The 12,835-nt window shown below is 44.2% G+C and carries 11 protein-coding genes; 3 read left to right on the top strand and 8 right to left on the bottom strand.

The genetic code is table 11. The features are described from left to right. Positions 1 to 178 precede the first annotated feature (178 nt). Positions 179 to 661 carry a DNA starvation/stationary phase protection protein Dps gene (gene dps, locus IP510_RS06350; protein ID WP_194363928.1) on the top strand — a complete coding sequence of 161 codons (483 nt, stop codon included), beginning with the start codon at positions 179 to 181 and terminating at the stop codon, positions 659 to 661. A gap of 169 nt (positions 662 to 830) precedes the next feature. On the opposite strand, the gene IP510_RS06345 is transcribed toward dps, so the two are convergent. From IP510_RS06345 to IP510_RS06330, 4 genes are all read right to left on the bottom strand, one after another. Beyond that, complete coding sequence (locus IP510_RS06345) at positions 831 to 1,919, bottom strand: cation diffusion facilitator family transporter (RefSeq protein WP_194363927.1); 1,089 nt, start codon at positions 1,917 to 1,919, stop codon at positions 831 to 833. A gap of 259 nt (positions 1,920 to 2,178) precedes the next feature. After that, positions 2,179 to 2,739: an acyl-CoA thioesterase gene (locus IP510_RS06340; protein ID WP_194363926.1), complete on the bottom strand. Its 561-nt coding sequence runs from the start codon at positions 2,737 to 2,739 to the stop codon at positions 2,179 to 2,181. Between the two features lie 197 nt (positions 2,740 to 2,936). Then, positions 2,937 to 3,347, bottom strand: a complete 411-nt coding sequence (locus IP510_RS06335) for a DUF2177 family protein (RefSeq protein ID WP_194363925.1) — start codon at positions 3,345 to 3,347, stop codon at positions 2,937 to 2,939. Positions 3,348 to 3,385: 38 nt separating this feature from the next. After that, on the bottom strand, positions 3,386 to 4,270 hold the full coding sequence (locus IP510_RS06330; protein WP_265087567.1) for a LysR family transcriptional regulator: 885 nt from the start codon (positions 4,268 to 4,270) through the stop codon (positions 3,386 to 3,388). A 108-nt stretch (positions 4,271 to 4,378) separates the two neighbouring features. Here IP510_RS06330 and IP510_RS06325 point away from each other — a divergent pair, with 108 nt between their 5' ends. Continuing rightward, the gene (locus tag IP510_RS06325; protein WP_194363923.1) at positions 4,379 to 5,566 is read left to right on the top strand and encodes an MFS transporter; all 1,188 of its coding nucleotides are present in this window, start codon (positions 4,379 to 4,381) and stop codon (positions 5,564 to 5,566) included. A 159-nt stretch (positions 5,567 to 5,725) separates the two neighbouring features. On the opposite strand, the gene IP510_RS06320 is transcribed toward IP510_RS06325, so the two are convergent. The 4 genes from IP510_RS06320 to IP510_RS06305 all read right to left on the bottom strand — a co-directional run bounded on the left by IP510_RS06320 (position 5,726) and on the right by IP510_RS06305 (position 10,786). Then, the gene (locus tag IP510_RS06320; protein ID WP_194363922.1) at positions 5,726 to 7,108 is read right to left on the bottom strand and encodes an SAM-dependent methyltransferase; all 1,383 of its coding nucleotides are present in this window, start codon (positions 7,106 to 7,108) and stop codon (positions 5,726 to 5,728) included. 134 nt (positions 7,109 to 7,242) lie between these two features. Beyond that, a complete protein-coding gene (locus tag IP510_RS06315; protein WP_194363921.1) occupies positions 7,243 to 8,262 on the bottom strand; it encodes a DUF1365 domain-containing protein in 1,020 nt (339 codons plus the stop codon). Continuing rightward, positions 8,252 to 9,991 carry an NAD(P)/FAD-dependent oxidoreductase gene (locus tag IP510_RS06310; protein WP_194363920.1) on the bottom strand — a complete coding sequence of 580 codons (1,740 nt, stop codon included), beginning with the start codon at positions 9,989 to 9,991 and terminating at the stop codon, positions 8,252 to 8,254. Before IP510_RS06310 ends, IP510_RS06315 begins: the two co-directional genes overlap by 11 nt. Positions 9,992 to 10,048: 57 nt before the next feature. Continuing rightward, positions 10,049 to 10,786, bottom strand: a complete 738-nt coding sequence (locus IP510_RS06305; RefSeq protein ID WP_194363919.1) for an SDR family NAD(P)-dependent oxidoreductase — start codon at positions 10,784 to 10,786, stop codon at positions 10,049 to 10,051. 640 nt (positions 10,787 to 11,426) lie between these two features. Here IP510_RS06305 and IP510_RS06300 point away from each other — a divergent pair. After that, positions 11,427 to 12,629, top strand: coding sequence for a pyridoxal phosphate-dependent aminotransferase (locus IP510_RS06300; RefSeq protein ID WP_194363918.1), 1,203 nt, complete (start codon positions 11,427 to 11,429; stop codon positions 12,627 to 12,629). Positions 12,630 to 12,835: the final 206 nt, after the last annotated feature.

The following is a 12,835-nucleotide window of genomic DNA, read 5'->3' as shown; positions in this document are numbered from 1 at the left end:
TTACAAAGCTTTTCATGGTTAACAAACTCTTTACACGACCACCTCATAAAGCCTAACACTCAAGGGTTTCAACAGTGATTTAAGCTGCTATCATTCATAACGAATCAACAAGTAGTTCATATATAGAATGTCAAATAAGAACAAATCAAATATTCAATAATAGAAAATGGAGTAAGATATGAGAGAACGTTACGCAAGTGGAATTTCAGACGACATCGCCAAAAAAATGATTGACCTGTTAAATGCGAATTTGGCAAATGTGATTGATTTAACCTTAGATGGTAAGCAGTGTCATTGGAACTTGCAAGGTACTGGTTTCATCGGTGTACATCAGTTATTAGATGACACGTCAGATCGAATCCTTGAAGTGTCAGATACTATTGCCGAACGTATTGTCATTTTGGGCGGTCAGCCGAATGGTCTAGCCAGTCGTGTGGTAAAAGAGTCTATCCTAGACGATTATCCAACAGATATCACTGAAGTCGATCAACACGTCCGCGAGTTGACCAGCCGTTACAAGAAAGTAGCTGAAACGTTGCGCGAAGCAATCGCTTCTGCTGGCGATGCAGGTGATGAAGATACTGCTGATTTATTTACGGAAGCTAGCCGTATCATTGACAAAGATGCATGGTTCATCGGTGCTAACGCCCCAAGTAAATAATAGTAGTACAAGATGATGCATCCTCAGATAGTAGGATGACATAAAAAAAGCCGTCATTATTGACGGCTTTTTTGTGCTTTGGATTAGGAAGCATTGACAGGCAACACTATGCTGAATAGCAAACTGCCTTGACCGCGTTTTTGGATTTTCTGATTAACCATTACTTCATTTAGACATCTGACAAAGTCAAAATATCCGCATTGGGTACAGACAGTGTCAAAATGGCTTCTTGAAACGTGGGGTTACTACGAAACAGATTCTCTATCTCTTCAAATTTTTGAGCAATATGTGCCTCTTTTTGATTACCAGCAATATCTACTGCCGCCACCATAAATATCTTTTTGGGGCCCACCCATTCTAGATGTAGATAGGACACACTATCGATATCTGGGTGATTGAGCAGCTCCTCCAAGACATAATTATGCATGCGCTCAGTTACCCGATATCCTATCAAAAAATCTCGGTTGCGACTGATCAAAAATATCGCGACCACACCAAGTAGCAAGCCGACAATAATCGAGCCAAGCGCATCCCAATACGGCTCTCCTGTATAAGCATGCATGCCCATTGCCATGGCCGCAATCACCAAGCCAATAACAGCGGCCAAATCTTCAAAAAACACACCTCGCAGTGTCGGGTTGGAAGTGTCCATAACATACCCAAGCGCGCTAATATCAAGCGCTTCACCATGTTTTTTGCTCTGTCTATACGCTTGGATCAACGAAAACCCTTCGAGCACAAATGCCACTGCTAAGACAATAAAACCAATCGTGTAATTGGTCTCAGATTCAGCAGCATTCCATTCTTTAATACCCGTATAAATGGACACAATGGAGCCGGCGGTAAATACACCAAAAGCAGCAATCATTGACCAAACATAAGACTCTTTACCGTAGCCTAGCGGGTGACTTTTATCAGCAGGTTTGATAGATTTTTTTTCTGCGACAATCAGCAAGGTACCATTGCCTGTGTCCGCCCATGAGTGTGCTGCTTCAGCAATCATAGAGGCCGAACCGGTCATAAAGGCAGCGACCGTCTTGGCAATCGCGATGATAAAATTGGCACCAACCGCAATGAGCACGGTAACAAGCGAACCTGAATGGTCGTCGTCACTATTTTTTTGGTCTTGGTCAGGTCCATGAGTAAGAACAGAGCTACTACTATCAGTCTGGCCAGCCCCACGCGCACGAGGCGCGGAGGTGCCATGGGAGGGCGTTAGATGATGCTGCGGATTGGCAATCGATGGTTTTAAGCTCATACCAGACTCACTAAAGGAACAGGTGCATACAGTCAATTTCAAATAAAACAGGTACATTGGATAAAGACAAGCGACCGCAGTGTGCTTTGCCTACGCAGACGCAAAAAATGTATCCCAGTTTCGCTGTCTCTTTTTAATATTAGACTGACTATATGACATAGGTTGACTGTAAATAAATGCTCTCAGATATGCTCTATGTTGGCTCAGCCTTATTTTAGTCAGGCCTTACATAGTGCCATTGATAGCAACTGTAATTAGACTACTGACTTTTTTGTTCAGCATCTTCCTTTTTATCTATATCGTTAATCATGCCGCCAAAGTCGCAGCTTGGACGATGTGAGCTTTGCATACGCAAGTTTTTGCGCTCTAGCGCAGCATCAGCACGGCACTGTTGCAGATCATTTTTAATCTCAAGTGGTGGCACTGCTGTTGGCTTGCCCTTATCATCGATAGCGACCATCGTAAAGTAGCAGCTATTGGTATGGCGCACTGTGCGAGCACGAACGTCTTCTGCTTCAACACGAATGCCAATCTCCATAGACGTATTTCCCACATAGTTGACACTGGCAGCAAAGGTCACTAGCTCTCCCACATAAATAGGCTCTCGAAACATCACTTGGTCGACAGACAGTGTCACCACATAGTTACCGCTATACCGGCTGGCACAGGCATAAGCAACCTGATCAAGCATCTTAAGCAAATCACCACCATGCACATTGCCAATGAAGTTTGCCATATCGGGCGTCATGAGTATTGACATATATAGCTCACTGTTTAAAGGAGCTTTTTGAGCGGATGAGCTGGTATTGTATTGCGGCATAACGATCCCTTGATGGTTTGGGCTTATTGGGTCTTAAGACTTTTAATGATATATGTCATTTATACAGCAGGTAATGGGATAGCACAAACAGACCTCTGTCAGTAAATAGTCTAGGTTGTGTAATCAAGGCTATACAAATAAGAGACGCTTAAGGGAATACAGTATAAATTGAAGCGCTTTATACCTGCCATATCATTTTAACTCAACCAGTGAAAACGATAAGCCAACCATGCGACAATCGCGCTCACTGAACCTGTCAAAACACCGCCCCAAACAAAATCTACCAACGCCGTATCTAAGGTAAAGCCTTTATACAGTGCCAAGTTAGTAAAGTCATACGTTCCATATGCCATCAGTCCAATCAAACCACCAAGCAAGAAAATATGACCAACAGATGCGCCTGCTTTGATTTGTGGATATAAAATCAATATGCAGAGTGCCAATATGTAAAACATATAGAACACGCCGGCAGCCATCATATTTGGCTCATCAGCCAATAGATGCCCGATACGTGACTCATAAAAGGCTCCTTTCATGGTCGTCAGCCAAACGGCATCGACACCCAAAAAGATAACCACAGCGGCGAGATAAATAAAAACGTAACCCATAATGATATCCTTAATAAAATAAGCGCAATGAGTAAAAGTTATAGCGTCAGGCGTGGTTGAATAAAGTCCAAAAATGCCAGAATGCGTGATGATATGGCACTGTTTTTGTAATATACCGCCTGTATCGATTCACGATGGTTCGGTCTGACAATTGCTTCAGGCAACACTTCAATGAGTCCTCCTGATGCCAAATCAGCACCAATCATAAAATGCGAGAGCAAGGCAATACCTTGGTGAGACAAACAGAGCTGACGCAAAGTCTCGCCGCTACTGGCTGTCATGTGGAAATCAAGCATGACAGACTTTATCAAAGGCCACTTATTCAACTTGGAGGCATCGTTAAAACCAATCAATTTGTGAGTGGCTAAACCCTCTATCTGAGTTAAAACCTCATATCGCGACAAATAATCAGGACTGGCGACCAATCGCAGCTTACTTTGTCCCAACAAACGCGCGTGCAGGTTTGAGTCTTTTAAGTCGCCAATCCTAATGGCCAGATCGGTCTTGTGCTCAAGCAAATCGATGATATTGTCATGAGAGGTTAGGTCAAGTGTAATGTGTGGATAGTGCGACAAAAACTCGCCGACCAAGGGCGTCAGTTGATGCAACACAAACGGGCTGGCAGCATCAATACGTAGGTGCCCGCTCGGCGCTTGTTTTAGCAGCTTGATCGCCTCTTCACCCGTATATAAGGTATTTAAACTTTCACGCGCATATCTAATAAAAACATGCCCTTCCTCCGTCAACTCCAATCGCCGTGTCGTTCTATTGAGCAGCGTACATTGCAGCGTGTCTTCGAGCCTAGATACAGCACGAGAGACTTTGGCAACCTGCTGATTCAATAAATTGGCAGCGCCCGTAAAGCTACCCGTGTCTACCACGGTCAAAAATATCTCTATATCTTCTGTTTTAGCATGCCCCATCATCTTAACCTTTACAAAATCGACAAATATATTTTGTCATTTATGCTGTTTTTTGCAAACTATAAATCCGTCAAACTGCGCACATCATTTAATTATCAGGATGTCATTATGCCACTCGCTTTATGGGCGCTTACCTTAAGCGCATTTGCAATCGGGACAACCGAATTTGTCATTGTTGGACTGGTGCCAACCATTGCCACCGATTTGGGCGTGAGCTTGCCGTCAGCTGGGCTGCTAGTCAGTCTTTATGCTCTGGGTGTGGCCATTGGTGCACCCGTACTCACAGCACTCACTGGCCGCTGGAATCGCAAAGCCGTACTCATGAGCCTGATGGGTCTGTTCGTTATCGGTAATTTGGTAGCATGGCAAGCACCCAGTTATGAAACCTTAATACTGGCGCGTATTTTAACCGGTCTGGCACACGGCGTATTTTTCTCTATTGGTTCCATGATTGCCACTAGTCTTGTCAGTAAAGAAAAAGAAGCCAGCGCAATTGCCATTATGTTTACCGGACTTACCGTTGCACTTGTCACTGGTGTACCCCTTGGCACGTGGATTGGACAGCATTTCGGTTGGCGCGCTACGTTTTTAGTCGTGTCGGTCTTGGGTTTAATCGCTTTGATTGGCAGCGCACTATTGGTACCAAAAAACCTCAAACAATCTATACCTGCATCGTTCAAAGAGCAATTACAGGTCATTGTAAAACCACAATTACTACTGGTTTATCTCATGACTATCCTTGGCTATGGTGGTACTTTTACCGCATTTACTTACCTTGCGCCTATTCTAGAGCAGCAAACCAAATTTGCACCGTCTGCTGTTGCCCTTATCATGATGGTATATGGCGTATCCGTTGCTATCGGCAATATCTGGGGTGGCAAACTTGCAGATAAACGCGGCCCTATTAGTGCGCTTAGCATTATCTTTAGCGCGCTGAGCATTGTTTTGCTAATCTTTACCTTTACCATGCAATCCAAAGTTACCGCAGTGCTGACGATTCTGGTCTGGGGTGCATTTGCCTTTGGTAACGTACCTGGCCTACAAATCTACGTGGTCAAGCAAGCTGAAAAATATACCCCAAACGCCGTCGACGTCGCCTCTGGTCTAAACATTGCTGCATTTAATATCGGTATCGCATTGGGTTCTATCATCGGTGGCAGCGTGGTTGAAAACATGTCACTGCAAGACACCGCGTGGATAGGTGCTGTTATCTGTCTATTGGCACTCGTCGTTACGCGTTATTCAGGTATGTTAGACAAACGTGCAGCACATCAAATAGCGGCTAACCAAGCATAATTACTGAAAACAAGTGTTAAAAATAGAGACCGTGAATATAGTAGTACTAAATATACAGCCACTGATATACGAGCATCGAAAACCCAGATGCCAACAGAGCAGTCGTCTCGCCCTGCTCTGCTTATTGACATAAAATCAATGATCTAAACGGCCTAATAGTTAGACAGCCGCTGGCAAATCAGAAAAATGTAGCGTATCGATGTTATCAGGCTTCACTGCGGTCACTTGTACCACGCCAATGGTACGCTCCAAGAATCCCCCTTCACAGTAGCAAAAGTAAAACTCCCATAAGCGGACAAAGGCCTCATCGTAGCCAAGGTCTTTAATCTCAGTGCGCTGCTTCATAAAAGCGGTGCGCCAATCACGCAGTGTGTAGGCATAATCAAAACCATAGTCATGCAACTGCTTGACGACCATGTCTGTCTGTTCGGTAAATTGTGTGGTCAGCTCTTGGTTTGAGAGAAGACAACCACCTGGGAATATATGGGTTTGGATAAAATCGACCGACCCTACATAGTCTTGATAGTTTTGGTCGTTGAAGGTGATTGCTTGTAATACCATCAGCCCTGTTGGCTTGAGTAAGCTATTACACTTAGCAAAGAATGTCGGTAGATACTCATGACCAACGGCTTCAATCATCTCAATACTGACCAGTTTATCGTACTGCCCTGTCAGCTCACGGTAATCTTGCTTGAGCAGCGTAATCTTGTCAGACAGTCCAGCTGCTTCGACTCGGCGCTGCGCCTCATCATACTGCGCATCAGAGATGGTGGTCGTGGTGACATGACAGCCATAATGCTTGGCTGCATAAATCGCAAAACCGCCCCAACCTGTGCCAATCTCAATTACGTTATCCTCAGCACTGAGCTGTAGTCGTTGGCATATCAGCGACAGTTTGTGCTGCTGCGCGTCACTCAAGGTCACATCAGGTGTCTTGTACACTGCAGAAGAGTACATCATCGTTTCATCTAAAAAGCGCTCGTACATCTCATTGCCGAGATCATAATGCGCTAGGATGTTTGATTTTGAGCCAGATTTATCATTACTACGCAGCTGATGCTTGGCTTTTTCAAAGGCTTTGCTCACGCCAGCAAAACGGTTCTCTAACTTATTCAATACTGCTAAGTTACGAGCTGCCAGTCGAATCAGCCCTGTCAGATCATCCGTATCCCATTCGCCATTGATATAACTGTCAGCAAGCGCGATAGAGCCACCAAGTAATAGTTGGCGATAGACAGCGCTATCGTGAATCTGCAACGTCACATGTAGCGAATGGCGACCCACAGCCGAGCTACTGATGACACTATCCGCCACAGGACCAAAGCTACTGGTCTTAGGAGCTTGCTTGCCAAATGTTTCAATTAGCGTAAGACTACCAAATTGAATGTGATGTAACGCCCGAAATATCAGTTTTCTAGCCACATGGCTCGCACTATTGCTCACTGGCTGCAATACAGTGCTTTGATTCACAGCTTTACTCACGCGGGCGGTTAGCTTTGCTAATGTGGTGACGGGTGCTCGGTCGGTCGGTCTTGCTGACATCGTATGATTGTCCTTGTCTAAGTGCTTTATATTTTGGGTGAAAGATAAAAATTCTGGCAACTTGTTATTTATGTATTTCTATTTCTGGGTTTACATTTTTAGTTCTGTATTCTCAATGATCAAACACTAGCTTGTTACGCATCGGTATTTTTCTGCTGACTGTCGGCCAGCTTTTCATCGTAATTGATATAAGGAACTTTTTTGATGGCGTAGAGTTTAAAAGCATGCCAATAGATACGAGTCACAGATGTCATGTTCATCAGTGGATTCTGACGCAAGCTTTTGCGCACAGTAGTATCAGTCATCGGCACGCCTGATATCTTGATGCCCGTTTTTAGCACTTCGCCGCGCTCATCACTGATGTTAATGGCAATACGAACTTTCAAACAGTTATCTGATTGTTGACTAACCTTAACTTGCCAGCGATATAGCTGGTCAATAGGATTAAAAGGCGACACATGAAAGTCTTTGTCATGACAAAATTCCGTCTCAGCGCCATCTAGCAAAAACCCATAATAATGACGTTTGTCCCATGGCGTATTGGACACCTCAGCCAATAAATGAGTGGGTGTCTGCTGCTCGTCAAATCCTAAGTAGAAATTGACTGGGCTGAAGTACACACCAATATTACGGCATACGAGTAGACCCAACATATCCCCTGTCGGCACACTACCTGCATGTTGGTTAAATGCTTGTTTAAGGCGATGGTTCAATGCCTGAACAGACGGCAAATCGCTCTGAGTCACATCAATCTTTATACCACCGTCATCGCTTAGGCTATTTGATTTATCCAGGCGTATTCCTTGCAAATAGTCATCAGGACAAAATCGTTGCAATGCCTTTTTCTTTACCGAAAACAGCGGCAAGCCTTTCACTAACAGCGTCTTTGGTAGTATATTTTTCAATGACCATTTTTTTATGACGCTGCTCTCGCCCAAGGCTGTGGTAGTTATTTCGGGCAGCGCCTGTCCTGCAGCCAATGCGCTGATGTTGACACCCCAATAACGATAAGGGTAAACAAACTTGTTCACGCTAGGCAGTAGCCGACTGTGCCACGTCGTGCCCTCAAATAACTGATGTGACAATACAGCTTCGTCAGCGAGCTCATGATTCGGCATAGGACTAGAGGATTGAGCCGCTGTTTTATTTGGCATGACGACGACCGAACAAACTGCGTTTTTTCTTTTGATTGGTATCGATAGCCGTATTCTGCAAGCGCTCAGCATACTCAACGAGCTCTTGGTTGGTCATTGCCATCGTCACTTGACGGTTATTGAGTTGACGCGATTTTGTATCGGCTTTTATTGGTAAGTCCTTATAGCGAAATGGCGTATGCGCGCTATCGGCATCAGGCAGATGCGCCGGATCCACTTCGTCCTTTATCGCAATGTCATGTCCGAGCGCCTGACACACTCGTAGACCGCTCCGTACGCCATCTTCATGAAAACCATTGAACCAATAAGCCCCGCAGAAATGCGTATGCAAACCGTTGCCGGAGATACTCGCCCATTTTGTTTGAGCGTCAATCATCGCTAGATCAAACACTGGATGACTATAATCGATACTTTTAACTATCTGTTTATCATCAACGCCTTTATTGTCTACAGCTGGATTCAGTGTCACCAAATAATTGTGCTTTTTGGTCAAGCGTTGCAGAATATTCATATGATAAGTCAGCACTGGCTTTGCAGGTATCTGTCTGTTTCCAGCTGCTTGTTCCTTACCCTTAACACTGCCTGAGTCCGATTCATCTATCAGATAATTCCAGCTTGCCCATGCCAATGGTTTTTTGGGTAGCACGCTGGTATCAGTATGCAGTACGGCTGTGTTTTTGGTGAAGCGGAAATGACTGAGTACCTCAGACTCTTCAGTACTGGCATCTGCTAAAATTTTGAGCGCCGTGTCTGCATGACACGCAAAAACCACTTCGTCAAACACAAGCGTCTCAACACGATTGCCAGCACTATCTTTGTCTTGCACTGTCAAAATCACTTGCTTGCCATCACGAACCACAGATTGTACATGGCTGTTGACTCGCACCTTACCGCCCGCTTTGATAAAGCGCGGAATCAGTCTATTGACATACTGTTTTGAGCCGCCTTTGATCGTAAACCACTGCGGACGATTGACCACATCGAGCAGGCCATGATTGTCAAAGAACTGTGCAAAAAATACCAATGGAAAATCTTGCACTTCATCGAGACTGGTTGACCAAATGGCCGACACCATCGGCAGCAGATAGTTATCGGTGAACAGCTGACCGTACTTCTGCTGTGTGAGATAGTCACCTAAGGTCTGCTCAGTAAACCCACTGACGTCTTGTCCTTCTGCCCGTGCTATATCATAGTCTTGGCGCAGCTGCTTGATGTGCTTGTTAAACTGCAATACATCTTTGAGAAATCGCCAAAATCTTGGGTATAGCACGTTTTTGCGCTGAGACAACAACGTGTTGAGCGTATGACCATTATATTCAAACTTACGGGCAGTATTTTTCACAGAAAAGCTCATATCCGTTGCCTGAAACGGCACTTGCAACTCATGCAGCAACCGGAAAAAGTTAGGATAAGTACGTTCGTTAAAAACAATAAATCCTGTATCTATCGCACTGCCTTCTGTCTTGCCACTCTTGGCTTTTTTGCCGTCTTGTAAGGTCACATCAATCGTGTTTACATGCCCACCGATATAATCGTCCGCTTCAAAAACCGTTACCTCATGCTGCGCGCCTAAATAATGCGCACAGGTTAATCCTGAAACACCTGAGCCAATGATGGCGATACGCTTTTGGTCTGTGGTTTGCTTGTAGTCTATCGCAGTCTCACTATTGGTAATCTCATTATTGGCAGTCGTTTGACGGTTTGCACGCTTGAAACGAGTAAACGGCATAAAAGCATTTCCTTTGGTATTTTTATGATAAATGACAGGTCTATTAATGCTGATAAATTATTTTTTATTGAGCTTTTCGCTGACTTGCTGCCAGACCAGATCAGGCAACGCCCCCAACGCCTTTAATGGCACAGTCAGCTTTTTAGGGAATTCGATCACGTCATGACCACTCTCAATACCATCACGTATGGCTTGGCTTGCCTGCGCTGTCGTCTGGATAAATGGCATAGGGAAGTCATTCTGTTTGGTCATTGGCGTTTCGACAAAACCCGGCACGACTAAGCTAACTGACACATCGTGCGGAGCAAGGCTAATCTGTAAGGTCTTCATCAAGTAATGAATCGCCGCTTTTGAGCTGCCATAAGCCTCAGCACGAGCAAAAGGCACATAAGCAGAAGCTGATCCGATACCAACCAAACGACCTTTTGAGGCGATTAACTTTGGTAATACCCCTTCGATGGCGTGCGATAATGTGCCCATATTGACGGACATCACTTTCATAAACGCACTGCTATCAAAATTCGGCATGTCTAAATACTCGCACATACCAGCCCCGCAAATTGCCAAATCAACATGTTCTAATGTCTCAAAAGCTGCAATGACCTTGTCTCGATCCATTAAGTCCAAATCAATTGTTTCTGCACCTAGCGATTTGAGTTCAGCCAATGCCTCATCATCACGGCCGACAGCATATACATGATGCTCTGCCAGCAAATAATCTTTTGCTAATTGGTTACCGATACCAGATGTTGCACCCGTAATGAGAATATGTTGCTTCTTAGATGAGTCTGTCATTGTAAATATCCTTTTTGAGTATTGTTATAATATAGAATGAATGGTCTTAAACTGAGCGCTTAGTGAAACCTTAGACCTTTGATAGCAACTATTTATTATTGTTATTTTTTACAGATACCATTGGTCGTATTTCATTAAGCGATAAGCCATTTTATTTAACAAATCTAAATAATTATAGTGGTCGGTGACAGGTTTATTGTTGTGACTTCGCAATTGGCCGTATTTATTAACGATATCAAATTCTGCAACCTTCCACGCTTTTGCTTAAATGGACACTCACACCGCTTATGTTTCCATTTTGGTGGCTTGCACCATAAGACAGTCCACTAAGCACATGCTACAATGAAAAATCAGTCACACAAACCGTTAACAGCGCATCATTGGTCATAAAATGGCTTTGATACCCATAAATGGCTGTTTGTTTTCGTGCTATCTGCAGTGTGCACTGATGACCGTCAAGACGTGATACCGTTAATATAGTTGATTCAGTTTAAAAGAGAGACAAGGCAACCGAGCGCAGATGTATATGTGATACCTCAAGTGAGGTTAACGCTGTAACTCTTTTATAGAGGATTGACTATAGTTATACAATGAATAGTAGACATTTTATATCCCCTCTCCCATATAAAAAGGAGCTCTCATGAGCGAGTTGCAATTATCTGACCGCGTTAATAACATCAAGCCATCACCGACTCTAGCCATTACTAATAAAGCAAAAGAGCTAAAAGCGGCTGGTAAAGATATTATTGGTTTGGGCGCTGGCGAACCTGATTTTGACACCCCAGAACATATCAAAAAAGCCGCCATCGATGCTATTAATAACGGATTCACAAAATACACCGCTGTCGATGGTACACCAGAGCTAAAAGCCGCCATCATTGAGAAGTTCAAGCGTGACAACAATATCAGCTATGAGCCAAATGAGATTCTCGTATCGGTCGGTGGCAAACAGTCTTTCTTTAATCTTGCCCAAGCCTTTATCAATCCTGGTGATGAAGTCATCATTCCAGCCCCCTACTGGGTCAGCTATCCTGACATGGTTATCATCGCAGAAGGCGTGCCAGTCATCGTCAAATGCCCAGCTGAGCAAGACTTCAAAATCACTCCTGAGCAGTTAGAAGCCGCCATTACTGACAAAACCAAAATGCTGGTGTTAAACAGTCCCTCTAACCCAACGGGTATGATTTATACCTTAGATGAGCTAAAAGCACTGGCTAAAGTACTCAAAAAGCATCCACACGTGTATGTAGCCTCAGACGATATGTATGAGCACATTCGCTGGACGGGTGATAAGTTCTACAATATCTTGAATGCTGCTCCTGAGCTAAAAGATCGCGCCATCATCTTAAACGGAGTGTCTAAAGCGTATGCGATGACAGGCTGGCGCATCGGCTATGCGGGCGGCCCTGCTAAGCTAATCGGCGCGATGAAAAAAGTACAATCACAGTCAACCTCATGCCCAACCTCTATCAGCCAAGTGGCAGCAGAAGCAGCCATTAGCGGTGACCAAAGCATCCTAGAGCCAATGGTAGAAGCTTTCGAGAAGCGTTGTGATCTTGTAGTCGATGGCTTAAATGCAATCAAAGGCATCACTTGCTTGCGTCCAGATGGCGCATTCTATGTGTATCCAAACATTGTGCCACTGATCAAAGCCGCTGGTTTATCATCCTGTACTGAGTTTTCAGAATGGTTGTTAGATAAAGTAGGCGTTGCCGTTGTACCGGGTGATGCCTTTGGTCTTGGCGGCTATATGCGGATCTCTTACGCGACCGATGAAGCTACCCTAAAAGATGCCTTGTCACGTATCGAGCAAGCAGTTGCTGAGTTAGACGTGGCTGAATAACGTATAAACTGTATTAGGGCGTGTCCTCATCTGATGCTATTAACAAAAGACGCCTTAAATGAGGCGTCTTTTTTGTGCTTAATAAAACAAGCACTTACCTGTTTTTTTCACAAAAAATGCGTAAAACCCAAAAAAAAGGCTTGACGTATTTTTTATCTTTGTTAGAATACGCCCCACTTAGCAAGAACTCGTTAGAGACTGTTAAG

The organism is Psychrobacter sp. NG254, assembly GCF_015277735.1.
Taxonomy (GTDB): Bacteria; Pseudomonadota; Gammaproteobacteria; order Pseudomonadales; family Moraxellaceae; genus Psychrobacter.
Note: the sequence above shows the minus strand (reverse complement) of the source record. Positions and strands in the feature narration are given on the sequence as shown.